Annotated in this window: 22 protein-coding genes; 1 reads left to right on the plus strand and 21 read right to left on the minus strand. The window is 50.4% G+C overall.

Going from position 1 to position 25,653, the window contains the following annotated elements:
- Window positions 1–205: 205 nt before the first annotated feature.
- The 12 genes from AC0MA3_RS15130 to nifB all read right to left on the minus strand — a co-directional run bounded on the left by AC0MA3_RS15130 (window position 206) and on the right by nifB (window position 14,101).
- The gene (locus tag AC0MA3_RS15130; protein ID WP_474656768.1) at window positions 206–1,909 is read right to left on the minus strand and encodes a glycoside hydrolase family 13 protein; all 1,704 of its coding nucleotides are present in this window, start codon (window positions 1,907–1,909) and stop codon (window positions 206–208) included.
- Window positions 1,910–2,099: 190 nt separating this feature from the next.
- Window positions 2,100–2,873, minus strand: coding sequence for a Cof-type HAD-IIB family hydrolase (locus tag AC0MA3_RS15135; RefSeq protein WP_474656769.1), 774 nt, complete (start codon window positions 2,871–2,873; stop codon window positions 2,100–2,102).
- A gap of 219 nt (window positions 2,874–3,092) precedes the next feature.
- Window positions 3,093–4,235: a homocitrate synthase/isopropylmalate synthase family protein gene (locus AC0MA3_RS15140; protein WP_474656770.1), complete on the minus strand. Its 1,143-nt coding sequence runs from the start codon at window positions 4,233–4,235 to the stop codon at window positions 3,093–3,095.
- Window positions 4,232–4,984 carry a HesA/MoeB/ThiF family protein gene (locus AC0MA3_RS15145; protein ID WP_474656771.1) on the minus strand — a complete coding sequence of 251 codons (753 nt, stop codon included), beginning with the start codon at window positions 4,982–4,984 and terminating at the stop codon, window positions 4,232–4,234. Before AC0MA3_RS15145 ends, AC0MA3_RS15140 begins: the two co-directional genes overlap by 4 nt.
- A gap of 39 nt (window positions 4,985–5,023) precedes the next feature.
- On the minus strand, window positions 5,024–5,599 hold the full coding sequence (locus tag AC0MA3_RS15150; protein WP_379159599.1) for a DUF269 domain-containing protein: 576 nt from the start codon (window positions 5,597–5,599) through the stop codon (window positions 5,024–5,026).
- Complete coding sequence (gene nifX, locus AC0MA3_RS15155; protein WP_379159596.1) at window positions 5,583–5,993, minus strand: nitrogen fixation protein NifX; 411 nt, start codon at window positions 5,991–5,993, stop codon at window positions 5,583–5,585. The genes AC0MA3_RS15150 and nifX overlap by 17 nt, the downstream gene beginning before the upstream one ends.
- On the minus strand, window positions 5,968–7,296 hold the full coding sequence (gene nifN, locus AC0MA3_RS15160) for a nitrogenase iron-molybdenum cofactor biosynthesis protein NifN (protein WP_474656772.1): 1,329 nt from the start codon (window positions 7,294–7,296) through the stop codon (window positions 5,968–5,970). The genes nifX and nifN overlap by 26 nt, the downstream gene beginning before the upstream one ends.
- Window positions 7,286–8,650, minus strand: a complete 1,365-nt coding sequence (nifE, locus tag AC0MA3_RS15165; RefSeq protein WP_474656773.1) for a nitrogenase iron-molybdenum cofactor biosynthesis protein NifE — start codon at window positions 8,648–8,650, stop codon at window positions 7,286–7,288. The genes nifN and nifE overlap by 11 nt, the downstream gene beginning before the upstream one ends.
- A gap of 59 nt (window positions 8,651–8,709) precedes the next feature.
- Window positions 8,710–10,269: a nitrogenase molybdenum-iron protein subunit beta gene (gene nifK / locus AC0MA3_RS15170; RefSeq protein ID WP_474656774.1), complete on the minus strand. Its 1,560-nt coding sequence runs from the start codon at window positions 10,267–10,269 to the stop codon at window positions 8,710–8,712.
- Entirely contained in the window at window positions 10,266–11,723 is a 1,458-nt protein-coding gene (gene nifD, locus AC0MA3_RS15175; RefSeq protein ID WP_474656775.1) for a nitrogenase molybdenum-iron protein alpha chain, read from the minus strand. The genes nifK and nifD overlap by 4 nt, the downstream gene beginning before the upstream one ends.
- Before the next feature lie 134 nt (window positions 11,724–11,857).
- Window positions 11,858–12,727 (minus strand): nitrogenase iron protein, encoded by an 870-nt coding sequence (gene nifH, locus AC0MA3_RS15180; protein ID WP_474656776.1) that lies wholly within the window; start codon window positions 12,725–12,727, stop codon window positions 11,858–11,860.
- 3 nt (window positions 12,728–12,730) lie between these two features.
- Window positions 12,731–14,101, minus strand: a complete 1,371-nt coding sequence (nifB, locus tag AC0MA3_RS15185) for a nitrogenase cofactor biosynthesis protein NifB (protein WP_474656777.1) — start codon at window positions 14,099–14,101, stop codon at window positions 12,731–12,733.
- Window positions 14,102–14,740: 639 nt separating this feature from the next.
- On the opposite strand from nifB, the gene AC0MA3_RS15190 reads away from it, so the two are divergent.
- The gene (locus tag AC0MA3_RS15190) at window positions 14,741–15,568 is read left to right on the plus strand and encodes a TerC family protein (RefSeq protein WP_474656778.1); all 828 of its coding nucleotides are present in this window, start codon (window positions 14,741–14,743) and stop codon (window positions 15,566–15,568) included.
- A gap of 85 nt (window positions 15,569–15,653) precedes the next feature.
- On the opposite strand, the gene AC0MA3_RS15195 is transcribed toward AC0MA3_RS15190, so the two are convergent.
- The 9 genes from AC0MA3_RS15195 to AC0MA3_RS15235 form a co-directional block, all read right to left on the minus strand.
- Window positions 15,654–18,023, minus strand: a complete 2,370-nt coding sequence (locus tag AC0MA3_RS15195) for an S-layer homology domain-containing protein (RefSeq protein ID WP_474656779.1) — start codon at window positions 18,021–18,023, stop codon at window positions 15,654–15,656.
- Window positions 18,024–18,201: 178 nt separating this feature from the next.
- Window positions 18,202–19,536, minus strand: a complete 1,335-nt coding sequence (locus AC0MA3_RS15200; protein ID WP_474656780.1) for a sensor histidine kinase — start codon at window positions 19,534–19,536, stop codon at window positions 18,202–18,204.
- Window positions 19,529–20,236: a response regulator transcription factor gene (locus AC0MA3_RS15205; RefSeq protein WP_474656781.1), complete on the minus strand. Its 708-nt coding sequence runs from the start codon at window positions 20,234–20,236 to the stop codon at window positions 19,529–19,531. The genes AC0MA3_RS15200 and AC0MA3_RS15205 overlap by 8 nt, the downstream gene beginning before the upstream one ends.
- 105 nt (window positions 20,237–20,341) lie before the next feature.
- Complete coding sequence (locus AC0MA3_RS15210; RefSeq protein WP_474656782.1) at window positions 20,342–20,593, minus strand: FAD/FMN-containing dehydrogenase; 252 nt, start codon at window positions 20,591–20,593, stop codon at window positions 20,342–20,344.
- Between the two features lie 124 nt (window positions 20,594–20,717).
- Window positions 20,718–21,470, minus strand: a complete 753-nt coding sequence (locus AC0MA3_RS15215) for an ABC transporter permease (protein ID WP_474656783.1) — start codon at window positions 21,468–21,470, stop codon at window positions 20,718–20,720.
- Window positions 21,464–22,240, minus strand: a complete 777-nt coding sequence (locus AC0MA3_RS15220; protein ID WP_474656784.1) for an ABC transporter ATP-binding protein — start codon at window positions 22,238–22,240, stop codon at window positions 21,464–21,466. The genes AC0MA3_RS15215 and AC0MA3_RS15220 overlap by 7 nt, the downstream gene beginning before the upstream one ends.
- On the minus strand, window positions 22,221–23,204 hold the full coding sequence (locus AC0MA3_RS15225) for an ABC transporter substrate-binding protein (protein WP_474656785.1): 984 nt from the start codon (window positions 23,202–23,204) through the stop codon (window positions 22,221–22,223). Before AC0MA3_RS15225 ends, AC0MA3_RS15220 begins: the two co-directional genes overlap by 20 nt.
- A gap of 261 nt (window positions 23,205–23,465) precedes the next feature.
- A complete protein-coding gene (locus AC0MA3_RS15230; RefSeq protein ID WP_474656786.1) occupies window positions 23,466–24,563 on the minus strand; it encodes a Ger(x)C family spore germination protein in 1,098 nt (365 codons plus the stop codon).
- Window positions 24,556–25,632 carry a GerAB/ArcD/ProY family transporter gene (locus AC0MA3_RS15235; RefSeq protein ID WP_474656787.1) on the minus strand — a complete coding sequence of 359 codons (1,077 nt, stop codon included), beginning with the start codon at window positions 25,630–25,632 and terminating at the stop codon, window positions 24,556–24,558. Before AC0MA3_RS15235 ends, AC0MA3_RS15230 begins: the two co-directional genes overlap by 8 nt.
- Window positions 25,633–25,653 lie beyond the last annotated feature (21 nt).

The raw sequence follows: 25,653 nt of genomic DNA on the forward strand, positions 1-25,653 counted from the left end.
CTCCCGCAGCAGCACCTGTACAAACCTCTCTATGTATGCAAATACATCGCCTGATGTAACGCAATTGTACCGCCCTTTATAACTAAACTCAAAAAAGAGTCGCCATTTCGCCATACTTCCCGCGCCATGGCAACTCTTTAGCCATTCTATATAAGTTAAAATTTATCTTCATTTGGCTTTGTCTCTAATTCTGAATGTTTGGACTCTATTCAGTTTTGACCATTTGCCGCTGCAAATAGACTCTTGCTTCATAGGGCCGAAGCTTCAGATTCATCAGATCTTCCTCTTTGGTCGGTGTATAGTTGGAGATCAGCAGCTCCAGCTTCTGTTGCCGGAATTCCTCCGGCAGCTCAAACACGGGCTCCCGCTCAAAAAAGTTCAATACCACCAGCAGCTGCTGATCCTCCAGCGTGCGCGTATACGCATAGATTTCCGGGTGCTCTTCCAGCAGCAGAGCATATTCACCGTAGACAATGACCGGATGCTTTTTTCGCAGCTGAATCAGCTTCTTGTAATAATGATAGATCGAGTCCGGGTCCTTGACCGCACGGGCTGCATTAATCTCCCGGGAATTGGAGTTCACCCGGATCCATGGCACACCTTTCGTGAATCCGCCGTCCTCTCCATCATCCCATTGCATCGGTGTGCGGGCGTTGTCCCGGCTTTTTTTATGGATAGCAGCCATGATGTCAGCTTCGGGAACGCCATTCGTGCGTTTTTCCTCATAATAATTGAGAGTCTCCACATCACGGTAATCATCAATCGACTCAAAGCCCGCATTGGTCATACCGATCTCTTCACCTTGGTAGATATATGGAGTACCCTCCAGCATATGAATAAAGGTAGCCAGCATTTTTGCCGAAGGGATGCGGTAATACATATCGTTGCCGAACCGCGATACCGAACGCGGCTGGTCATGGTTGCACAAATAATTGGCGTTCCAGCCTCTGTTATGCAGGACGGTCTGCCAATTGCTGATGATCTTCTTGAGTTCCAGGAGACTCCATGGAATCGTATCCCATTTCCCACCGCCCGGAGCGGCGCAATCCAGATTCATATGCTCAAATTGAAAGGTCATATTCAGCTCGCGGCGTCCATCCCCGACATAATCCAGCGCCTGTTCCGGACCAAGCCCCGAAGTTTCACCGACCGTCATAATATCGTAGTAGTAGAGCACCTTTTCGTTCAAATTACGCAGCAGTGTGTGGACATGCTCCAGATTGGAGAACATATCATACGCCCGCACAGTCGCCGTCCCTCCCGGATTCAAAGCATCGGGAAAGCCTTCTTTCTTCACAATATGGGCGATTGCATCAAAACGGAACCCGTCAATTCCCTTCTTCAGCCACCACTGTACCATTTCATGCAGCTTGTCAATTACTGCGGGGTTCTCCCAATTCAAATCCGGCTGGAATTTGGAATACAGATGCAGATAATATTCATCTGTCTTGGGATCAAGCTCCCAGACCGAACCGCTGAAGTAGGACTCCCAGTTGTTCGGCGGACCGCCGTTTTTGCCTTTTCTCCAGATGTAATAATCCCGCTTGGGGTTATCCTTCGAGCTTCTGGATTCAATAAACCAGGGATGCTGATGGGAAGTATGGTTCAGCACCAGATCCATCATCAGCTTCATCCCCCTGGAGTGCATCTCCCGCAGCAGCAGGTCAAAATCGTCCATTGTCCCAAATTCCTTCATAATATCGCAATAATCACTGATATCATATCCGTTGTCATGGTTCGGCGATTTATAAATCGGACAGATCCAGATGACATCTACACCGAGATCCTGCAGATAATCCAGCTTGGACATAATTCCGCGCAAATCACCAATCCCGTCACCATTGCTGTCCATGAAGCTTATTGGATAAATCTGGTACACTACACTTTCTTTCCACCATTTTGGGTTCACAAGGATTCCCTCCGCTTCTGCGATTCCTGCTTGGATAAGAAATTTGTTCCGACATCAAGGCCTTCCCGGCCCATTGCGGACATATTTATATATCTTAACCACTCCAGAGGAAGGGAATAACAAATTTCTGATAAAACCTTCGCTTCAGCACATCATTTTTCGCCGGACATCTCACTTCATACTTTTCTGACTACAATAGCCCCACCATTCTCAAACCCTCAAGAATACCGTTCTCACTGACTGGCTTGGTAACATAGCGCGCAGCAGCCTTCACTTCCTCTTCTGCATTGCCCATCGCGATACCATGATCCACAAAGCCCAGCATCTCCAGATCATTCAGTCCATCACCAAACGCATAGATATCTTCCTTCCGGGCCCCGAGCAATTTCATCATTTGAGCTATTCCCCCCGCCTTCGAACCCTTTCCCGGCAGCACATCCATACACACTGGGTGCCAGCGTATAAAATGAAATTGCGGGTACGCCTCTTCGTATAACGCCTGATTCTCTTCCGGGCAAAAAACCAGCGCCTGATAGATCTCGTGCTGCAAAAAATATTCCGCATCATGCGCCGGAAATGCCAGCTTCAGCGAGCCGATGCTGGTTCTGATGTATTCATGCTCCGCAACATTCACCTTCATGCCCAAGGCATCGATATAAGCCATCGGATGATCATTTTTTTCGGCGAACAAGGTTAGATCCTGCAATGAAGGGGTATCCAGGGGATTGCGGTAAATCACTTCTCCTTCAAAAACAACATACTGCCCGTTAAGCGACACATAAGAATCAATGTCCAGCTCTTCGCGCAGATCCTCGAACATGTACGCAGCTCTGCCTGTGGCAATCGCTACATGATGGCCCCGTCTTTTCAGTTCAGCAATGGCTTCCTTCGTGGACGCGGGAATTCTCTTCTCCTCATCATAGATTGTGCCGTCAATATCAAAAAAGATTGTTTTCTTAGTCATGGCTGCTCCATTCTCCTTATCCTTGCTCTCTCTGCTTAGCATTCCTGCTCAAGATTGTAGATGCTTGCCGTGTGTATTTCAATATAGAAATCGGCGGAGCAGAAAAAAAGCAGCACTCGTCTCCTCCAAGAAGACAACCACTGCTTGCACTACCCCTTCTTCAAACCTCGTAATCATTCTTCGTTTATCTGTAGCCGTACCAGGCAATACTCCTCACGCTTATACAGCATTCTGAGCCCGCTGCTGTTCCTCCATCAGCCACTGCACCAGCATATATTCCGGAACTGTGCCTTTATGGGACTCCGCGTATTCGCGTACCCGTTCCAGCAAATGCCCGGCAGTATCCGGTGTAATCACGAGGCCCCACTGGTCCAGCACATGGGATACGCCGCCGGTGCCGGAATGCTTGCCCAGTACAAATTGGTGACTTCGGCCCACTTCCGCAGGATCAAACGTCTGGTACGTAGCCCTTTCCTTCATTAGCCCGTCCACATGAATTCCCGACTCATGGGTAAAAGCCAGCTGCCCGACAATCGGTTTGGCATCGCCCACACTTCGTCCGGAAGCCGCTATCACCTTGTCGGCCAAGCCTTTGAGCATATCAAATCTGATGCGGCTCTCTCCGCCATACAGATGGTGCCAGGCCATAGCGACCTCCTCCATGGCTGCGTTGCCGGTGCGTTCACCGATTCCCGCCACTGTGGTACTGGCCCAGACTGCCCCTGCGGCGATGCCGCTGAGCGTATTCGCGCATGCCAACCCGAAATCGTTATGGCAGTGCACCTCCAGTTCGACATCTGCCGGAACCTCACCGAGCAGTGTGCTAACCCGCTCGGCAATCTGTCCCGGATGATGCGCTGAGACGGTATCCGCATAACGGAACCTGCGGATACCTTCCTTGTAGAGAGAATTCACCAACTGGACCAGAAAGCCCATATTGGCTCTGGACGAATCCTCCATCCCCACCGACACCGTCATTCCCAGCGACAGGGCGTATTCCGCTGCGCCCAGCAGCTTGTTCAGCCCCTCCGCCAGCGTTAGCCCCAGCTTGCCTTGAAGCTGAATCTCGGAGACGGGGATCGACACATGGCTCCAGTTGACTCCAGTGGTCCGTGCCTTGTCGATATCTCCCCGCACCGAGCGGTTCCAAGTCATCAGCTTCATGGGAAGATTCAATTCGGCAATCGCCGCAATATCCTCCTGTTCCCGTATACCCATGGCAGGAATTCCGACCTCTGCCTGTTCAACTCCGCTCTCCGACAGCAACTTTGCGATTTCCAGCTTTTCTGCCCTCGTGAATGAAACTCCAGCCGCCTGTTCCCCATCCCGCAGTGTCGTGTCACATAGCTTGAGACTTTTCACGGTGTACCTCCTTCTCCGCAGCAAGCGCAATTCGGATTACGGGAAATATGGACGCTGTAACAGGCGAAGTCGAGTGAGCTGAAGCGATGCATCACGCCCGCATAAGTTGTCCCTACCCCTGTAATCCATTTTACGGCTTCCAGCGCAGCCATACAACCCGCAATTCCGGAAGTTGCACCCAATACTGGAAATCCAAGCGGCTCCCACTGAGGCTTCACATCCGGGTACAAGCACTCGAGGCAAGGTGTAACTCCAGGAATAATGGTGGTAAGCGAAATTTCAAAGCCGTACATTGCAGCTTCCACCATAGGTGTGCCGGTATCTACACACAGGCGGTTCAGAGCATATCTCTCCGGAAAATCATAACGCGCGTCGATCACAATATCCGCATCATGGACCCAAGGTTTGGCATGGTCATATTCAATTCTCGCATTGTAGCCTTCAATCTCGACATGCGGGTTCAGCCGCTTCAAACGGGCTATAGCTGTACTCATCCGCTCCATCCCCAGATGATCCGTGTCCATCAGAATTTGCCGGTTGAGATCAGGCGGCACAATCATTCCTTCATGGGCCAAAATAAGCTTACCGACGCCTGCTGCAGCCAAATACATGGCAGCCGTTCCTCCAAGTCCGCCAATTCCCGCCACCATGACTGCCGCTTCCTTCAGCGCCTTCTGCCCATCTTCTCCCAGCAGCTTAAGCTGGCGGGCATAACGTTCCATCTCCAAACCACCGGCAAGCTGCTCCATTCCTGATTCCCCCTGTGACTGAACATGAATTTACGTTTGCTAGCCTTCCAGACTCAGCAAACCGTGGAATGCAGTCATTTCATTATATTTCTCCAGAAATGCAAGCCCCTCCTCGATACATTCCACTCCATAGCGGATAGTCTTCTCCTCGGAGGTGAAAGGGAACGGAGCACCGGCCCGGAGACTTTTGAGCACCAGAATCACACGCCCGGTATACAGGAGCCCTCGCCCAAAGCCTTCCACATTAATCTCTGCAGTACTTTGTACCATGGCTCCGCTCTTCTCTTCCATGACCCCGGCGATCGCCTGGAACAGAACCGGAACCTGCTGGCGCACCTTCGGTGATACCGCACAGTTGAATTCGGATTTATCCCTGTCCTCGGCCGAAGCCAGAAACAGCTTGGTGATCTTCTCCTGCGGGGACAGTGAAGCATGACGGCCGAAGAAGTCGGCTGTATCCAAAAGATGACATAACCGGCGGACAAAAGCATCCGCCATCTCCTGATCCAGTTCTTTTACAGCCTTGCGGCGGCGGGGTTTAACCGTCGCCAGCCCCCTCTCTTCACGGAATAGCCCAGCTTGAGACGGCATCTCCTTATTAGCCAGCGGTTCCATTTGCTTCCTCCCCTTCCCCTATGCCTTCCTCTTCGGAACGCAGGACTTTGGCCAGCCACATCGGTGGCTTACCCTGAAGCATCTCAACCAGACGTTTCACCTGCTCGTCAATCGGGCTGCCGAATGGAACCTTGACCGGCATAATCTTGCGGCGGGTCACCCGCGCGGCGGCCGAAGCACCAATCTGCATCATGAAAATCAAGGTACAATCTTCTATCGTCACCAGGCGGCTGTCAATTTTGCCGGCTTCATCCTGATTGAGAAGAACCGGCACCTTGCGGAGCTCTACCAGTGCACCGCCATTTTTGGTCACATTATATACGGCGAACATAGGACTTTGCCCGAAATGGGCATTGACTCGGGTACCATCATCTGTGGCGAATGCTACTTTCACGGTGTTCAGCCTCCCTCTGCATTAACAGATTCCCTGCTTTATTACTCCACTCCATGGCGCCCCTGTATCCTACAGAGACTGACATATAGGCACCCAGCTCGTTCCATACCGGAAACCCTGCCGGCATAAATGCAGCACCGATCCTCTGTGCTCCGGCAATGCCGTGCGAGTTGCTGATCCATAGATCAGCGCCTTTGCCCAGCACTTCGGCATCGTCCAGATCCCCTACCCATACCTCACACTCCATCCCTGCAATCAGCGGGGTTTCATAGGAGGCAATCCGTGCTTTCTGTTCCACACCCAGCTCCTCAAGCCATCCGGAGATTGAGTACAGGTGGTCTGGCTCCAGTGCAGCCATAACAGACATTCCAGCGAACTGGAAATGCGCGTCAAGCATGCTGTCGAGCAGATTCTCCCGCTGCCAGCAATACCGTAGCGGCACCGGTTCTCCGCTGATCTGATGCAGAAAATGCAGCAGTTCATCAGAAGCCTTAAGCCCCATCGCGCGTTCGAATACCTTGTACGGCGTACCGAGCGCATTATGGAGTCTCCTTGCCGGACGCTCCATACTGCCGCCTATAGCGATCGTTAGCCCGGACTGCAGGCTCTGCAGCATGGAATCCAGTGGTACACCGCCACGGGTCAGCGGGGAGAACCCGGTCAGCAAATGCCCTGACAAGGAGGTTGAGATATCGGGTAGCGCAATAACCTCGAACCCGAAGGAAGATATCATCTCCTTCAGTTCCATTACATCTGCAGGGGTCAAAAATGAGCCGGGCAGCAGGGTAATCTGCCGGGTATTAACGCTCCGCGGGCCCTTATGCCCTACCTGCTGGATCATCTCATCGATCATGGATTCCACGGTAGCGCTGAAGCCGGATTCAAGTGAACCGCGGAAATCCGGCAATACCACGGAGAAAGCAAGCCCACCGCGCATATTCCGTTCCCGTTTGTAAGACTTGAGCATGCTCTGATAATCCACTCCGGCGACATCGGTCAATTCCGTTCCGATGATCCCGACAATGTCAGGCCGGTGCTTGCTAAGCACCACGTTCAGGGCATCCTCCAGGTTGCGGTTGGCGTCAAAGATCACATCCATCTCCTGCAGCGCGGAGGTCTGCACGGCGATCGGTTCGCGAAAGTGGCGGGTCAGCAGCGCCTTCGGAAAAGCAGAGCAGCCTTGCGAACCGTGTATTATCGGCATGGCGCGGTAACAGCCCTGCAGTGCTAGCACGGCACCGAGCGACTGGCCGATCTTGATCGGATTGACCGAAGCCGGTTTCTTTCTTCTGTTAACGGTCATAGGGAGGCGCCTCCTTATCCCATGGAGCCGGACTTGCTGCCAGCTTCCAGATCGGATTAGCCAGGGAATAAGTCAGCTCCTTGGCAAGCCGCAGGAGTCCTTCATATCCCGCATATGCCTTATGTCTCTCCTGATTAATATCAATGAACGGAATCTGTTCCTTCATGGCTACATACATGTTGCGGCCGCCTGCGATCATAATATCTGCTTTGCGTTCCCGAACCGTTTTGAGGATGCGGCTGGCTCCGCCTTCCGGAATATATTCGGTATCATCCCCCACACGATCGGCAATCCGCCGGACGTCATCCTCCGTGCTTTTGTTCGTACCCACGCCTACTACTTGAACACCAAGCTCTTTTAGTGCAGAAATAACCGACCAGCTTTTAACGCCGCCGGTATAGAGCACCGCCTTTTTTCCTTTCAAGATCTTACGGTAAGGACGCAATTCCTGGCTGAGACGGGCCTCTTCACGTTCGGTCAGGCGGTCTACCCGGCGTTCCATTTCGCGGTCATTCATCAAATAAGCCATTTGCCTTAGCGAATAGGTCGTTTCCTTGGCACCATAGAAGGAGCCCTCGAAATAAGGAATATCGTATCTCGACTCCATCTCCTTGGCGAGTCCCAGCAAGGCGCGGCTGCAGACAACCATGTTCACCTTCGCCCGATGCGCCCAGGTAATCTCCTTATAGCGGGCATCTCCTGTAATACGTGAGGTTACCGAAATACCGGCACTGCTCATCAGCTTCTCGATATCCCACATCTCGCCTGCGATATTGTACTCCCCTATAAGATTAATGCCCATAGACATTCCAGGGTCCGGTTCCCCGGTGCCGATCACGTACTGCAGCAGCGCATCTCCGGCGAGACGGTTGCCGAGATTCTTGCTGCCGACAAACCCTGGACTGTTCACAGGGATGACCGGTATACCGAGCCGTTCTGAAGCCGCCTTGCAGACGGCATCCATGTCTTCACCGGTCAGAGCAGTCACACAGGTTGAATATACAAATATTGCCGGAGGCGCAAAGCGCCCGGCAATATAGTCAATACTATCCTTCAGTTTCTTTTCTCCACCAAAAATAATATCGGAATCGGTTAGATCCGTAGAAAATCCATATTGAGACATTGAGGATCCGCTGGAGAGGGTTCCCCTGCTCTCCCAGCTGTTCCCGGCGCAAGCAATCGGACCATGAACAAGATGTGCGGCGTCCATTATCGGCAGCAAAGTAATTTGGGCTCCGTCGAAGGAGCAGCCTCCAGCCGCTTCACCCGGTTTGGGCCGTGGACAGGGCTTTACTTTCGGGGCTAGGCTCCCGCAAGCCTCGGAGTCAAATTCGTCTTTTCGAACAGGTTCCATGGCTCTTCATCTCCTTCGCTAAAGTCGCTGGCTTCACGTAGATGATTTAAATGAATGGATTACCGGACCAGATCATAGTTAAAGCCGGAGTTGTTACGGTCAAGCTCATCCAGTACAGTATTCACAATCAGGCTCAGCAGGTTCAGAGTCCCCTGATAGCCGATAATCGGATAACGGTGCATGTGATGACGGTCGAGAATCGGGAATCCTACCCGGATTAGCGGCACACCTGCATCCTTGGCGGCAAACTTCAGATGCGAGCTGCCGATAGCCAGATCAACCGGATCATTCAAGAGCAGTGAGCGCATATGCCAGAGGTCATTGCCGATGTACAGGGTAGCTTCTGAACCATAGGGGCTTGAATCCAGAAGCGCCTGGGCTTCGTCCTTGAACTTCACTTCATTGAAATCCACATCACCGTTCGAGCACACGATATGCACGGGTTCCATGCCCACTTCGAGGCAGAATCCAATCAGTCCGATCAACAGATCAGGATCTCCTACGAGTGCAACCCGTTTGCCATGCAGGTAAGGATGACTGTCCGTCAAGGCATCTACCACACGGCCCCGTTCTTCGGTAAGTGAAGCCGGAACCTTAAGACCTGTCAGTTCGCTGATTGCTTCCAGCAGCTTATCGGTACCGGTGATTCCCAGAGGCGTAGACATTGCCGTGATCTGCTGGTTCCAGGTTCCGCTGATGAAGTCCTGGGTCTTCTTCAGTGTATATTTCTGAAGAGACAGCGAGCCTAGTGCATTGGCTGCTAAAGGCACATCAGCAAGCTTTGTACCCCCGTAATAATATTCATACTCGCCAGTTGCAGGAGAGTCATAGTTACCGCTGTGATCTCCAAGGATCGTATATTTGGTATCGAAGGCATCAAGGATTTTACGGATTTCCGCAAAGTTGCCGGTGTAAGGCTCAAAACCCAGCATTACATTCAGCTTCTCCCCTGACTCTTCCCCGCTTCCAGGGTTAGCCTTCATTCCGGAGCGTTCATACAGGTAGCTCAATATCCCCTTCAGCATGGAATCATAGCCCGTGATATGCGAGCCCACAAAGCTCGGTGTATTACAAAAGGCTACAGGGAATTCTTCCGTGATCACCCCTTTAATGCGGGCATTGCCGATAAAAGAGGAAAGATCATCTCCGATGACTTCAGCCATACAAGTTGTACAGAGGGCTACCATCTCCGGTTTGTAAAGGGCAATACTGTTCTCCAATCCGTCGATCAGATTGTTCATACCGCCGAACACTGCAGCGTCCTCAGTCATCGAAGAAGAAACCGCAGGCGTAGGTTCCTTGAAGTGGCGGCTGAGATGGCTGCGGAAATACGAGTTGCAGCCCTGCGATCCATGAACGAAAGGCAGTGTCTTCTCGAATCCGAGTGCGGCCATTACTGAACCTAGCGGCTGGCAGGCTTTATGCGGATTGATGACCACAGCTTTGCGGTCAAAGTTCTTTTCCATATATTCAGCGGATTTGGAATAGGCGAGTGCTTCTGCCGTATCCTGATCGCTGCAGGGAGCCTCGAATTGTTTTTTGTTTTCCCGCTGCTGCACGTAGCGTTCTTCCGAGAACAAGGAGTTATAGTCCGGGAGAATCAGTCTGTCCTTACTCATACGCCCGCCCCCTCTTTTTGCACTTTTTCCTTCTTGGTGATCAGATTCCATACCGGACTGTTCACAGTCATATCCATATCTTTGGCAAAAATCTTAAACCCGTCAAATCCATGATACGGGCCGCTGTAATCCCAGGAATGCATTTGGCGGAAGGGTACGCCCATCTTGTGATACACGTACTTTTCCTTGACGCCCGAGCCTACCAGATCGACATTCAGTTTCTGGGCGAGCTCTTCCAGCTCATAGGCAGTCGGGTCATCCATAATGATGGTTCCTTCCTTCATCATCGGGAAGGTCTTTTCATAGTCGTCCTTATGGGCAAATTCATAACCGGAGGCTACGATATCCATGCCCAGATCTTCATAAGCGCCGATCGTATGGCGGGAACGCAGGCCGCCGATCATCAGCAGGACCTTTTTGTTCTCCAGCCGCGGTTTGAATTTCTTAATGATTTTATCCATTTCCGGTTGGTGTCTGGCGATCATCTTCTCGCAATTCTCCTGGATCGTCTCATCGAACCGGGCGGCAATCGCACGAAGGCTCTCATAGGTCTTGGTTGGGCCAAAGAAGTTGTACTCCATCCACGGAATATCGTAAGCCTTCTCCATATGCTCTACCATATAGTTCATCGAGCGGTGGCAGTGGATCAGGTTCAGCTTGGCCTTATGGGCAATTTCCAGTTCGTTCAGAGTACCGTCGCCAGACCACTGGGCAATGACGCGAAGCCCCATTTCCTCCAGTAGAATCCGGGAAGCCCATGCATCACCGCCGATATTATAATCGCCGATAATATTAACATCGTAAGGGCCGGTTTCTGCCAGCTCGGCTTTGCCGAGCACGAAATCGCGGATGGCATCATTGGCAATATGATGACCCAGCGATTGGCTGACGCCGCGGAATCCTTCACAGCGCACCGGAACAATCGGCATTTCCAGCTCTTTGGACATTTTTTTGGATACTGCTTCAATATCGTCGCCGATCAGACCCACCGGACATTCGGATTGTACGGAGATCCCTTTGGCCAGCGGGAACATTTCCGTGATCTCGCGCATAATAACTTCCAGTTTCTTATCACCGCCGAAGACGATATCCGTCTCCTGAAAATCACTAGTGATCTGCATAGCCGTAAAATTATCGATTCCCAGCGTCCCGTTGGCATAGTTGCGGCGTGTACCCCAGCTGTACTGTCCGCAGCCGATGGGACCGTGGCTGATATGCACCATATCCTTGATGGGGCCCCATACCACACCTTTGGAGCCTGCATAGGAGCATCCGCGGGGCGTCATTACACCCGGTCGGGATTTAATATTAGATTTCAGGGCACAGGTGCCACAGGATTGCGCTTCTTCGGTATTAATCTGAAAATGCTTTTCGCGGTCTTTCTTCGCCTTTTTGGGATAGGCTTCCAGAACCTCTTCTACGATTTGCTTATTCTCTTCGATATTCAGTCCCATATATTGACCCTCCTTTTCGTGGTGCAGGACGCTTAAGCCGCCTGCGTGGCCATTAGCCACTGAAAGTTCATCCGGTGAAGGCCGCCTCTCCACTCCCGTTCACCGGATGACCGGGTATTCACGGCTTGGCAGTCTTATTGGCCGGAAGCTTGCAGCTTCTTGATTGCTGCTTCTTCATCTTCGATGATACCGAATTCCATCAGCAGCTCTTCCAGCTCTTCCATGGAAATTGGAGTAGGGATCGTCAGCATTTTGTTGTTGAGGATTTTTTCAGCCAGGATCTCATATTCCTTGGCTTGTTGATGAGCAGGGTTGTATTGGGCTACTGTCATTCTGCGCAGCTCGGCATGCTGAACGATATTATCACGGGGTACGAAATGAATCATTTGTGTGTTCAGGCGGCGGGCAAGCTCCATGATCAGTTCATCTTCACGGTCAGTGTTACGGCTGTTGCAGATCAGCCCGCCCAATCTCACACCGCCGCTAGTTGCATATTTGAGGATACCGCGTGCAATGTTGTTGGCAGCGTACATGGCCATCATCTCACCGGAACACACGATGTAGATCTCTTGTGCCTTGCCTTCACGGATTGGCATTGCAAAACCGCCGCATACCACGTCGCCCAGAACGTCATAGGATACGAAGTCCAGATCCTGATACGCGCCTTCCTGCTCCAGAAAGTTGATGGCAGTAATAATACCGCGTCCTGCGCAGCCTACACCCGGTTCAGGTCCGCCGCACTCTACGTTGATGATGTCGCCAAAGCCGGTCTGAAGCACATCTTCAAGCTCCAGATCCTCTACCGAACCCAGTTCAGCCGCCAGCTCCAGTACGGAGTTCTGTGCTTTGGTGTTCAGAATCAGGCGGGTGGAGTCTGCCTTAGGGTCACAGCCTACAATCATAATTCTTTGTTTGAATTTGGTTGCCAATTGGGCCAAAGTGTTTTGGGAAGTTGTGGATTTACCGATACCGCCTTTACCGTAAAAAGCTATTTGTCTCATCATTCATCATCCCTTCGAAATGTTTATATTTTCAAAATAAGAGCTGTACTTCACACTTTCGAGAATCGCTTCCTGTATTCCACCTTTGCGGACGAGCGGCAAGACTCCGATTTGGTTCAGCTTGGCACGCGGGCCATCACCGATGCCGGAGCAGAGAAGTATGCGGCAATCACTTAGAATGGATATGATTTCTTGCAGCGTGGCGGCTTTATCGCCATTGCAGTCTGCTGTGCCTTGGCAGTACGCTTGTATCTTACGGACACCGAGCAGTTGTACATTTGCTCCGTCGGTATCGTAGACCAGGAACTCCGTCGCATGGCCAAAATGCTGATTGACCTTGTCACCGCCTCTGGTAGCAACTGCGACCCTGATTTTCGGAGCATTCTGCTGCAGGCGTCTGGCCTGTTTGGCCTGAACCCGCTCGCGGATCTTCGCATCAAGCTCTCCTTGGAACAACGCTCTGGCCTCCTGGTTGATCACCGGATCAGCTTCCATCCCTTCAAGGGGGAAATCCTGATTGCGGTCCTGGCCCAGCAGCCCGATCGCGTCCGCACGGCATTGCCGGCAGTGGCGCATCACCTTCATGCCATCACGGCCAAGAAGCTCCTGCAGGTTGTGCAGCTCCTTCGGACGGGGCGCCGTGCGGCCATCCAATTCGTACTGGCTGCCCGGTGCGATAATAAGCGGTGTAACGTTGTGCAGTGTAGCCCCGAGCTCTTTTACTCTTTGGGACACTGCGGGCAAATGATGATCGTTGACCCCGGGAATCATAATGGAATTAACTTTGACGAGAATCCCCAGCTGAGCCAGCAGTTCAAGACCCATCAGCTGACGGCTGATCAGCAGCTCCGCTGCCTCCCTTCCTTCGTAACGCACGCCTTCGTCGAATACCCAAGGATAAATCTCTTGTGCGACATCAGGGTCAATGGCATTAATGGTGATGGTGACATGGCGGATGCCAAGCTCCATAATCTCATCGATATGCCGGTACAGCGTCAATCCGTTGGTGCTGAGGCAAAGGGAGACATCAGGCACATACTCCTTGACCCGGGCAAAGGTATCGAACGTCTGCTCAGGATTCGCCAGCGGATCACCCGGCCCGGCGATGCCGACAACCGAAAGCTGCATGAGCTGAGCCGCTACTCCCTTTACTTTGCGTTCTGCCTGTTCCGGGGTAAGCACCTCACTGACCACTCCAGGCCTGCTCTCATTCACGCAGTCAAACTTGCGGTTGCAATAATTGCACTGGATGTTACAGGCGGGAGCTACCGGAATATGCATCCTGGCGTAAAACCGGTGGGCTTCCTCGCTGTAGCAAGGGTGGCGGCTAATCTCCTCCTCTGCTTCCTTTGATATGCACGACGACGGCAGCATCATTTCCCACCTCCTAAAAGTTTTACGAGCATTGACTTCACTGATTTGTCTTCGAGTAAAACTTGCTTCGTAAGCATCTGCTTAAGTAGTAGTAGAGAGTTTGGCCGGCTGAGTTAAATGATTATGTGTTATGTTATCTAACACAAAATCGCTTGGCTGCTTTAATTAGTCTCATCATATTTTCATTCCTATACATCGTCAATCTAGTTTAGGCTTAAAAAGCCCTTATTTTCCTTATGTTTGCAGTTTCGCCATATCGTATGTAAGGTTATCTAACTTGTAAGTATCATGTTTCCGTTTCCATTACAATCGTTTTCTATTGATATTTATTCTCACGAGCATTGACAATGACTCTCAAGTCGTATATGATACTTTTAAGTCAAACACACAAATAATAAAATTTAATATATCCCGTAAAGGGGAGTAGCTGTTAGATAAAATCGTCAATACGAGAACGTGAGGATGTTCTCCGGTTTTATCGGCAATGAACTATTGTTAGCGAGACCTTTACCAATCAGGTTAGTCCTTTATTCCAAAGGCTGATCTGCTTGGTAAAGGTCTTTTTTATATACTTTTGGCAAAGATAATGGTATCACAGGAATTTATTAGTGGTATTCATATCCAAATGAGGAGGAAGCAGCAATGGATTGGGGATTATTATTAGAATACGGATGGGTATTGCTTGTTCTCGTAGCACTGGAAGGGTTGCTCGCCGCAGATAACGCACTGGTACTGGCAATCATGGTTAAACATCTTCCTGATGAGGAACGCAAAAAGGCTTTGTTCTATGGGTTAGCCGGGGCGTTTGTGTTCCGGTTTGGATCGCTCTTCGTTATCTCTTATCTGGTGGACATTTGGCAGGTACAAGCTATTGGAGCCATCTACTTGCTGTTCATCGCAGGTAACCATATCTTCCGAAAAGTGCTGTTCAAGAAGCCGGTTACCGAAGAGGCTGCCGAAAGCGGCAGTGAGAAAGCTGCAGAAAAGAAGAAGTCCAGCTTCTGGTTCACCGTTTTTAAAGTCGAAGTAGCAGATATCGCCTTTGCCGTTGACTCTATCCTGGCGGCTGTTGCCCTTGCCGTCGCACTTCCGCCAAGCGGAATCCGCAATATCGGGGGACTCGACGGAGGACAATTCCTTGTCATTTTTGCCGGTGGATTCATCGGACTGGTCATTATGCGGTTTGCAGCCTCCTTCTTCGTCAAGCTGCTCCACTCCCGTCCCGGTCTTGAAGTTGCCGCATTCTTTATTGTCGGCTGGGTGGGTATCAAACTGGCTGTCATCACTCTGGCCCATCCCTCACTGGGTGTGCTGTCTGAAGACTTCGCCCACAGCACCTGGTGGAAGGCTACCTTCTATGTAGTGCTTGTAATCATTGCAGCCACCGGCTGGTTCATGAGCAGTCACACCATTGAAGAGAATGAAGGCGAGAATCCGGTTCGTGAAGTAGATAAGCAACTCGGTAAATAAACACCGGCCGTCATACCCAAAAACACAAAAGCCTGTCTCCGCCATCAAGCGGGAACAGGCTTTTGCTGTATATCTATTAGAAGAATCAGTACTGGCGAATATTCTTGCCGATGTTCTGGTCCACTCTGCCCTGCAATTCTACAAGCTTCATCACGACATTTGCAATGCCGGCTTTGGTTACATTTTGCCGCGGATTGAATTTGCCGTTGTCTCCCTCAAGTAGACCGAGCTTCACAGCCAGCGCCACCGCACCTTTGTCCTTGATCGAGGCACTGTCGCTGAAGCTGCTCACAGCGATGTCATTTTCCAGGAACGCAGCGAGCTTATTGTATTTCAAAAAGGAGGCCAGCAGCACGGCGAGCTGTTCGCGGCTCAGCTTATCGCCCGGCTGCAGCACTGTGTCCTTGCTGATCCAGCCGTAATTAACGGCGAAGCTTACAGCCTGATAATACTCATTGTCCGGGCTTACACCGGCAACGGCCTTCGGTTCTGTTCCATTCGAATATCCTGAATAGTATGGAGTTGAGGCTTTGGCGATGATGTTAAACCAATCTCCCACGGTGATTTCCTGATCCGGGTTTATTTTATTGTCTTCATCCGGGATAAGGACACCATACTTCACCAATTCGGTTAATGCTTTTTCCGCAGGATGGCCCTTGAGGTCCACCGGAGTAGACGGAACTACATTCTGGTTGTAATAGGTGTTAACCTGCACCCATTTACCCGTCGTGGCATCCAGGACTGCCGTCTGATCTTGTTCGTTAACCGGCAGTGGACTATAGACAAGCTTCACCCGTGGTTCTACGAACACATTGTTGCTGTACATTCCACCAATACGGCTATATTGAAGCTTTACTACGTACCGGTCTTTATAGCTTTTCAGTGCCTCGCTTTGAGATATGGCTGGGGCGGACTCCTTTATCGTTCCGAGATCACTACGGCTCATTGCGGAATAGCTTTGGAGTCTGCCGTACTTATCCATAACCAGCGAAATGCCTGAATCACTTAGCGGGATGCCCTTATAATAACGGACAAATATAAACCGGAAGCCTTTGCCATCCGGAAGCACACTCCACGTCCCGCCATGCTCCTCCAGCTTGAGTACGCCGCTGGCCTGATCGTACAAACGGTTGACAAGTGTTATCGCCTGCTGCTTGGCTTCCGCCTGAGTCAGCTTCTTCCCCCCGGCAGGCGCAGGCTGCGGCTTCACTTCCGTGCTGCCGGTAAATTGGTCCAGCTGAAATTGGTAGATCTGGCCGGTTGCCGCATCCACCTCAGCGTAAGTGGTAGCCGGAAATCCAGACATTGGTGCGCTGCGGTTCTCACGCCAGGAGAGTCTCCAGACCTTCTGCTTCGTATTCGGATAGACGTTACCCTGCATTTGGTCCTCAAGCTTGCGTCCTACGGGAATCGGAATTCTCTGCTGAACAAGCTTGGCAGCTTCCGCTGCGGTAAGCTCTTTGCCTGTACTCACGGCCTGGAACCGGTCCTTTGTCTGAGGGACAGCCTCGTAGGTGAACGGCAAAGCGGAGACTTCCGTGCCTTCGATGTCAATCCTTTTACCGGTCTGGGCATCTATTGAATACAGCGACTGTTCCTGCGGACGCCAGCCCAGTATCCAGCGTTCTACAGCACCATCCTTGTAGACCGGAATATAGTAGAGACCCAAGGCAAAGCTGTCCGTATACTTCTTCTGGGCGGATTCCAGAGAAACGGCGGGCTTGGCCGAAGGATAATTCAATCCGGGGAACGGTCTGTTAAATTGAATGATATTTCCATTACCATCTACAGTGATCCATAGAGCATCCGAAGCGGTAGGCAGACTATTTTTCAGAAGCTTGAAGGAGAAGTTATATTGAACCGCTCCGAACAGGCTGCTCCCTGCAGCATTCATAGCCTCATTATCAACGGGCTGAATATCACCTGCTCCCAGGGAAGGTGCTGCTTTGGCAATAAACTTCTGCGCTTGAACCAGAGCCTCGGCACGCGTTAATTTGGGCGGATAATAAGCATCATCTTGCGTAAAAGGAAACGGCAGGTACGTATTAACCAAATCACCTGTGATCGCATCGACTTGGCTGGAAAAACCAAAACTTGTATTGCCGGACTCCATATTCCACGAAATATTCCACATCATTTGATTGCCGCTGGCCGGGTAGGACCCGTCCCCTCCAAAACGGACATTCGATACATTCGCCTCCTTCAGCACTGGAAACAGCTCTTTCAGTTTCGCCACTGCCTGTTCCTGAGTGATCTTGGCTTTGGAAGAGTCCGGGGCGGTGGCTTGTCCTTGAGCTGCCGTAACCACAGCTCCTGAAATGGTGGTATGAATTGAATCCGCTGCGGCCAGTCCGCCGGACGATAACAGGGCAAGGGCAACTGTGGTGATCAGTACGGTTTTAGCTGTTTGATGAATGAAGGGTGTGCTGTTTCTTCTGCCTGTAATTCTATCCAAAAAATTCATCCTCCTCAATATGCTTCCATTATTCCATCTAAGTATAAAGAAGTGTGCATATTTTTTCCATATTTTATTTGCGACAGGAAATTACAGCGGATGCAGAAAAAAGCCCCCAACTGTCTTTTCGACAGTGGAAGCCTGCATTGTATTCCCACGAATGACCTTCATCGGATATTTATTTTGGCAGATGGACATAGAACTCTGAGCCTGAACCCAAAGTACTTGAGACTGTTACATACCCTCCATGGGCTTCGACAATTGCTTTTACAATCGCAAGCCCAATACCTGCCCCACCGGTTCTACGGTTCCGTGATTTCTCTCCCCGGTAAAACCGCTCGAAAATATTCGGCAGCTCGTCCGCAGCGATTCCTGGTCCGGTATCGGCAATCATTACTATAACCTCCGAGGGCTTCTCCACCAAGCTGATGTCCACTTGCCCTTCTTTGGTAAACTTCAGCGCGTTATTCAACAAATTGACGAATACCTGCACCAGCCGCTCATAGTCACCACTGACAAAGTGCTCTTCCTCCTCCTTCAGCGTCAAGACTACGTTATCCAGCTCCGGTCTGCCGGCAACGGAATGAATCGAATCCCGGAGCACCTCATTCAGACACAAGCGCTCATGCCGTAGCTGAAGCATCGGGTTCTCTGCAGCATTCAGCTTTTCCAAATCGTTAATAAGCTGTACCAGCCGCTGAATTTGTCCATGACAGATCTGAAGCCTCTCGGGCGTGGCTTCCCACACTCCATCCTCAAAAGCCTCAATATAGCTCTGGACAGTGGTCAGGGGTGTGCGTAATTCATGGGCCACATCCGCCGTGAGATTCTTCCTGAGCTTTTCTTGCTGCTGCAGCGTATCTGCCAGATAATTAAGTGCCTGACCCACCTCATCAATTTCCGTCCGTCTACTGGCAGGCAGGATAACCCTCTCCGTCAAATTCCCTTCCCGCATCTTCACCGCAATCCCCTTGATCCGTACGAGCGGCCGGCTGAGGTCCTTCGCCATGTATCTGCTGTACAGATAGGCTCCACTCAGCACCAGCAGCATTGCTCCCCATGACAGACGATTGAACATCCGCAAAAAATCCCGGTTCTGCGTCTCTTCCGCTCCGCCATTCCCCTGAATTTCGAGTGTGCCTATATTTATTCCATTCTTCAGCACTGCATAACGGCTGGCAGCCTCATCCGAAGCAACCGCCGACATCCCCATATTCCCCGTATCCCAGACGAGTTCTCCGGCAGCATTATAGAGACGTATCAAATAATCCCGCTGCATGGCCTGATGCGACAATGACATCAACGTCTCCATACTCCAGGAATTCGAGGAGTCATAGGCCTGCTCCAGATCGGCAAGGAGGAAACCCGCCTCCGTACGCTGACGGCTCTCGACATACCTTCCGAAGGAGAAGCTCATGACCAGATTGACCAGAAACATAATAACAAGCAGAGAACACAAGGCAACCCCCAAATGTGACAGCAGCAGTCTGGTCCGCAGTCCCCCTCTATTCATCCCGGTTCACCAAAAATTTATAGCCAACGCCGAATACTGTCCCGATATAACGGGGATGCCTGGGGTCATCACCGATTTTTTGCCGCAGATTCTTGATATGCACATCAATAGTCCGCTCAAAACCGTCGAAGTCATCACCCTGGACAAGATTAACCAGCTCATAACGGCTGAATGCCCGTTTGGGGCTCCTTGTCAGGCACTCCAGCACCTTGAATTCAAGAGGAGTCAAGGCAACCAGCGCACCCTCGACTCTGACCTCGTGCCGTTCAGCATCAATGGAGAGACTGCCCCCGCCAAAGTTTGCGGCACTCCCCTGCTCCTGATTCTGGTGGGGATGTGCTCTCCTGAGCAGGCTGGTTATCCGGGCCAGCAGCTCACGTGGACTGAAGGGCTTCGTCATGTAGTCATCTGCACCTGTCAGCAGACCGTTCACCAGATCATCCTCACTGCTTTTCGCGGTAAGCATAAGAATGGGAGTACTTGAGGTGCTGCGGATGATGCGGCAAATCTCTTCACCAGATATATCCGGCAGCATAAGATCAAGAACCACCAGATCAGGCTTCACACGCTCAAAAAGCTGCAGCGCAGCGTGGCCGTCTCCGGCTTCATATACGATATAACCGCTCTTCTCCAGATAAGCCCTGATGACCTGAAGAATATCCGTCTCATCGTCCACAAGCAAAATGGTTGAAGTATTCATACACAAGCGTCCCTCCAATATTACGTGAAGCATATATATTCTTATAATTATACAAAGACGGACCCCGCCCTAACAGGCCGAAGGTCCATCTTTATCCTCATTACATTAGAAATTCATCATACCGCCGCGTCCGGATGCATTATTCATCATACCGCCTGTATGGGTCCCCTGTCCGTTCCGGCAATTGTTCACCATCGCTTTGACTTGGCCGTCAGTCAGATCTGGATGCATCTGCTTGGCAAAAGGAAGCATGTTCTCAATCCAGCTTTGTCCGTTGTCAGTGCCAGCCGCATACACGCTCGTGCCGATTCCCATAAGCAATATCAATGCTATAATACTTAACCCGATTTTTTTCATTTTGTCTCCCTCCTTCTTATGTATTTAGCATAACCTATAGTTGTGAAGAACTTATTTGTTTTTGGGGACAGGCTGAATATTATTTGTGCCAAGCAAAAGACGGCTCATCTCTGAGCCGCCTTCCTTAACGCCGCCATTTCATAAACTTGTAATCCAGAACATCCACCAGCAGGAACAACACAAAGCCGACCAAGCTGAATAACATAATCCCTGCGTACATCTCCGGGTAATCCAGCCGCAGCCAAGCATCCATGATAAAGAATCCCATGCCGTGCTCTGTTCCGTAAATTTCAGTGAAGAATAAGACGGAAATCGCAGTTCCGAGCGAAATCCGGATCGTAGAGAGAATGACTGACAATGCGCCCGGGAGCGTCACATTCCAGAATTTCTGCCCTGTGCTTGCTCCGATGCTGGACAAGACATCATAAGTGCTTTCGGGAATCGCTTTAACACCGTCACGTACGGAGATAATGACCTGGAACAGCAGGATCAGCATGATCATCAGCACTTTGGAGATTTCGCCAAGACCGAAGAACAGCATGACCACCGGCAGGAGTGCAATTTTGGGAATCGGATAAGTCAGGTATACTACCGGGTCCAGAAGCCGGTTCCATAGGGGGGAGCGGCCCATCAACAGACCCAGCAGCAGGCCGATCATCAGCGCCAGGAGCACCCCTTCGAATATACGCAGCAGGCTGTACCCGACATTCAGCGCCACATCCTTGGCTCCCAGGTGGAACATAGCTTCATAGACCGCGCCGGGGCTGGGCAGAATCGGGTGATTCATCAGCAGATAGGCCAAGTACCAAAGTATGTTCATGCACAAAAAGACAAATAACAGCCGCAGCAAGTGTGGAAGACGCCGTTTTTTCACCATTTCTCCAGCATTACCTTTCTGATCCGTTTGCTCTGCTCAAAGAATTCATTGCTGTCCCGTTTTTCTTCATGCTTCATGGCAAATACTGAGGTATTGTCGAGAACTTCAGGAATATCGTGTTTGGCTGACGGCATTATGATAACTTTCTGCCCGAGCAGAATCGCTTCCTCCACATCATGGGTAACAAACAGCGTAGTTGCAGGATGCGCCAGCCAATTGTCCAGAAAAATCTGCTGCAGTGTTTCACGAGTAATGGCGTCCAGCGCGGAGAACGGCTCATCAAGCAGCAGAATGGCCGGCTGGATGGCAAACGCTCTGGCAATAGCTACCCGCTGCTGCTGTCCTCCGCTAAGAGAGAGCGGATACCGTCCTGAGAGTTCGGCAATCCCCATCGACTTCAGCCAATGGGAAATCTCCGCTTCTATGGTGCCCTTGCTCCCGCCGTCTGGGCGTGTAATCCGCATAGCTACCTTAATGTTGTCGCGAACGGTTTTCCAGGGCAGTAGCCCATAATTCTGAGGGACGAGTCCGATTAGTGTTTCTTTGTCATGTACGGACTTTCCGTTGAACAGCAGTTCACCCTCATAGCCCGGAAGTAATCCTGCTACCGCGCGCAGCAGCGTCGATTTGCCGCTTCCAGATGGCCCGATAATCGTATAGATCCCATGCTCAGGCAACGATAAATTCACTTGTCCGAGCGCCGGCTGTCCACTTGTATATTCCACTTGAAGCTCCTTGATGCAGAGTCCGCTATTTCTTAAACTGGACATCGGAGATCACTTCTTCAGCCGATATATTTCGGGTGAGCAGGCCTTTTTCCCGCGCCCAGGCAAATGCAGCTTCCACTTCCTTCACATCCACCTGGTTCGCCGGCTGATATTCCGGAACTTTAATCTGATCCTTCAAGGTATCCGGGTAACCGACCTCCTTGATAATCAGATCGATATAATCTGATTGGTCATGTGATTTCATATAGGCCACTGCTTCGTCATAGGCAGCGTACATATCCTGAATAGCTTGTCCCTTGGCATCAATCGCGCTTTGCGGAAAGGCCAGCACAAACGGATTCACGCCTGCGGTTTTGGTCGAACTTAACACGCGAAGACCCGCTGTTTTGCCCATAGTGACAAAAGGCTCCGGCAATACAGCCGCATCGGCTTTGTGATTCTTCAGCAGCTCCAGACGGGTTGGAATTTGCGGCACTTCGGTTACCGTAATATCCGCTTCAGTCAAACCTGCCTGCTTCAGCATAGTAGCCACCGTATACTCAGTTGAGGTATTTTTGGATAAAATCACTGTCTTCCCCTTAAGATCCTTCACATCCTGAATCTCGTCATTACCGGTCAGCAGATCGAATTCACCCGTGGTGGTGCTCGTAATCTTCACATCGAGACCCGCTTCGTTATAAATCGAGATCGCTACCAGATCGGCACTGATGCCATCCACTTTACCGGCCTGAAAAGCCACATCACGATCCTTGGCGCTCTTGAAGGTCTGAATCTTGAGATTCACATTGTGCTCTTTGTCGAAGCCCTGTTCGTGGGCCATAATGAACGGAATCGCATCAATCGAAGGTAAAAGTCCCAGTGTAAGTTCAACCGCATCTCCAGAAGTATTTCCTGTATTAGCCGTGCCTGTATTGTTCGTATTGGAGCCGCAGCCCGCCGCCACCATACTAACCGCAGCGACCAGCATTAACAGCATCATCAGGTGTTTCCAGTTCGTTCTCTTCATGTTTCTCGGGTAACCTCCATCTTCTTTTGTTGATTGGTTTCTGAGTTTCTCTTTCTTCTTCGGGTCCGTGCTGGCGATATAGGATCTGCAAATGCGAATTTATTCACATAAGGACCTGTAACAAGTGCGAGATGATATATACGCTGTCCGTTTTCTGAAAAAAACTCAAGTAAAGCAATTTTACACCCATTGCCCTATTTTGTATATTTATAAATTTAAATAATTTACCTGTATTCTCTCCACTGCAAAAATCCTACCCGCTTACATGTATTTTCCATAGTCCTTAATAGTCACTTTGACACGGCATTCCACTTCAATCTGGGGATAAACCTTTCTCCAATCGAGGTTTTTCCATTCCTTATAGGTAAGGCTATTTCTTACATATTGTCCGATACCAATGCTGTCCACATTGTTCCGCTGCAATTGCTTCACCATTTCTTGTCCCTTGTCCTTAATATAATTGGCGATATCCCCTTCTAACTCATGACGCTTCTGGCTTTGGGTAAGATCCTCATGGCCAGTATATTCAAGCACAGAACCCTGAAGGGATGCATAGATAGTCACCTTGAAGTTATTATCTCCACTATGCTGCACCTTTAATTTGTGTTTGTTCAGGATAGAGCTGAACATAACCATCACTTTCCTCCCATTTCTCTCACCTAAATTCAGCGACAGCTCGCCTTGTTTGATATTCCCCCGGAGAAGTGCAAAGAATATCCCGTCTCTAGCCGGAATCTCCGTGACGAGGCGGTCATCCTGAAAAAAGGCAATCCCGGAAATGACAGCCTTATCCCCTTCATCTTTCACGATCGGCGCAACCGGATCGATTCCGTCGTCGTGATAATCCCGGGTGAACTCATATAATGTAACCGGTGGTATGCTGTTAGAAGAGCTCTCTTTCTCCAGCAAATGATTCAGATATCGGCCTGTGTCCTTATTGGGCTTAAATGTTTTGGACAGTAATTCACCGGCATCGCCATCCACTACACTCACTTTAACTCCAAGCGCAATAGACGGATCACGCAGAAGCGTATCGATATGATCGGCAAGCCCCGACTTTGCCAGACTTAATCCGAACAGAACACTTCTGACCTGCCCGCTGACCAGCCGGAGATCAATCTGTCTGGATAATAGAATTCTCGCTTCTTTCAGGCTGTCCGTTACCGCCGTAAGCAGTTGTCTGCGTTCTGTGGATTCCGATTCAATAACGGGAAGACAGTAGGTCACCTTCAGTTGATCATTCTTCACTTGGTCATAGCTTGCGCTTTGCACCAGTCCCAGCTTTTCAAGGATTCTTTCATCGCTCTTGCAGCCGCTCAGAAACAGCATCAGCACAAAAGCAGTCAGCAGCTTATACATGGGACACCCTCCTTTTCTGAAGGATCAGCAGTACAATTAACACTATAGGCAGACTAAAAGCGATCGCAGTTGTAGCGAATCCCAGATTGGTGATCCAGACATTCACCTGGTCCAGTGTCTTTGGAACAAAGGAGATGCTATAGGAAATCACAATCATTAGAAAACCCAGCACCGGAATTTTCAACCTGGGGATCATTCTTCTCAAAGTTTCCATTGCCCCCCACCAATACATAACGACTGTAATCAGAACCAAAAAAAGAAAGAATCCGTAGAGCAAATTCTCTAAACGCTCGATAAACGGAAACTGGATATAGGCCAACAAATCGATTACTGGAAACAGCAGATTTTTCAACTGTCCCAAGCTGAAAAATCCAAAGCAGATCAGGGCAATGCTGATATAGATCAGAGATAAATAGGCATTTCCTGCATAGATGGCAGCCAGCGACTTTTTACTTTTTTCCATATAAGGAAAGAGCAGAATTGAAAGTTCGTAGCCCAGATACGCTGAATACATCTCCAAGCCGCCCTTGATCTGGTCATGTCCCTCCTGCAAAATAAAGGGTGTAAAGCGTACCCAGCTGAAGGACGGGAGAAACCACAAAAGAAGAAAATACATCCAGAATGTCATCCAAAAGAATAGGGTTGCTGCTTTGGATATCGTATAAATCCCTTTAATGAGCATTAGAAAAAGAAGGAAGTCCACAGCCAATTTGAATAACATGGGATTCGTCGTCGGGAAAGCAATCATTTGAAATAAAAGCACATATTTTTTACCGATCATGCAGCCGAATATTAACCAGACAGAAGCCAGCCCAAAGTAGGCTGGGTAAAGCAGGACCTTGGGAATAGATCGTTCCAGAATCTCGAATATTGATCGTCCCCCACCCAACTTGTGAACCAAAGTGATTAGATAGATATTGAAGGAGGTCAGCATCAAGCCCGGCAGCAGCACCAGCCAACCGTTGGTGCCGAAATAGTCAGCCAGCTGACGGGGGAGGGTAAAGATAACAATCCCGATTTGGCTCATATACACCAGGATACCCACTTGAAAAGGGCTAAGCTTCTCCATCGTACAACCCCATTTCTGAAT

This window comes from Paenibacillus sp. LS-5 (genome assembly GCF_056121505.1).

Bases quoted from the DNA above. Each gene is read 5' to 3' on its own strand.
- nifK (WP_474656774.1), bottom strand. From the start codon at position 10,269: ATGAGTAAGGACAGACTGATTCTCCCGGACTATAACTCCTTGTTCTCG.
- AC0MA3_RS15150 (WP_379159599.1), bottom strand. From the start codon at position 5,599: ATGGAACCGCTGGCTAATAAGGAGATGCCGTCTCAAGCTGGGCTATTC.
- AC0MA3_RS15190 (WP_474656778.1), top strand. From the start codon at position 14,741: ATGGATTGGGGATTATTATTAGAATACGGATGGGTATTGCTTGTTCTC.
- nifE (WP_474656773.1), bottom strand. From the start codon at position 8,650: ATGGAACCTGTTCGAAAAGACGAATTTGACTCCGAGGCTTGCGGGAGC.
- AC0MA3_RS15205 (WP_474656781.1), bottom strand. From the start codon at position 20,236: ATGAATACTTCAACCATTTTGCTTGTGGACGATGAGACGGATATTCTT.
- nifB (WP_474656777.1), bottom strand. From the start codon at position 14,101: ATGATGCTGCCGTCGTCGTGCATATCAAAGGAAGCAGAGGAGGAGATT.
- AC0MA3_RS15215 (WP_474656783.1), bottom strand. From the start codon at position 21,470: ATGGTGAAAAAACGGCGTCTTCCACACTTGCTGCGGCTGTTATTTGTC.
- AC0MA3_RS15230 (WP_474656786.1), bottom strand. From the start codon at position 24,563: ATGTATAAGCTGCTGACTGCTTTTGTGCTGATGCTGTTTCTGAGCGGC.
- nifD (WP_474656775.1), bottom strand. From the start codon at position 11,723: ATGGGACTGAATATCGAAGAGAATAAGCAAATCGTAGAAGAGGTTCTG.
- AC0MA3_RS15235 (WP_474656787.1), bottom strand. From the start codon at position 25,632: ATGGAGAAGCTTAGCCCTTTTCAAGTGGGTATCCTGGTGTATATGAGC.
- AC0MA3_RS15135 (WP_474656769.1), bottom strand. From the start codon at position 2,873: ATGACTAAGAAAACAATCTTTTTTGATATTGACGGCACAATCTATGAT.
- AC0MA3_RS15225 (WP_474656785.1), bottom strand. From the start codon at position 23,204: ATGAAGAGAACGAACTGGAAACACCTGATGATGCTGTTAATGCTGGTC.
- AC0MA3_RS15200 (WP_474656780.1), bottom strand. From the start codon at position 19,536: ATGAATAGAGGGGGACTGCGGACCAGACTGCTGCTGTCACATTTGGGG.
- AC0MA3_RS15220 (WP_474656784.1), bottom strand. From the start codon at position 22,240: ATGTCCAGTTTAAGAAATAGCGGACTCTGCATCAAGGAGCTTCAAGTG.
- nifH (WP_474656776.1), bottom strand. From the start codon at position 12,727: ATGATGAGACAAATAGCTTTTTACGGTAAAGGCGGTATCGGTAAATCC.
- nifN (WP_474656772.1), bottom strand. From the start codon at position 7,296: ATGACCGTTAACAGAAGAAAGAAACCGGCTTCGGTCAATCCGATCAAG.
- AC0MA3_RS15145 (WP_474656771.1), bottom strand. From the start codon at position 4,984: ATGGAGCAGCTTGCCGGTGGTTTGGAGATGGAACGTTATGCCCGCCAG.
- AC0MA3_RS15210 (WP_474656782.1), bottom strand. From the start codon at position 20,593: ATGAAAAAAATCGGGTTAAGTATTATAGCATTGATATTGCTTATGGGA.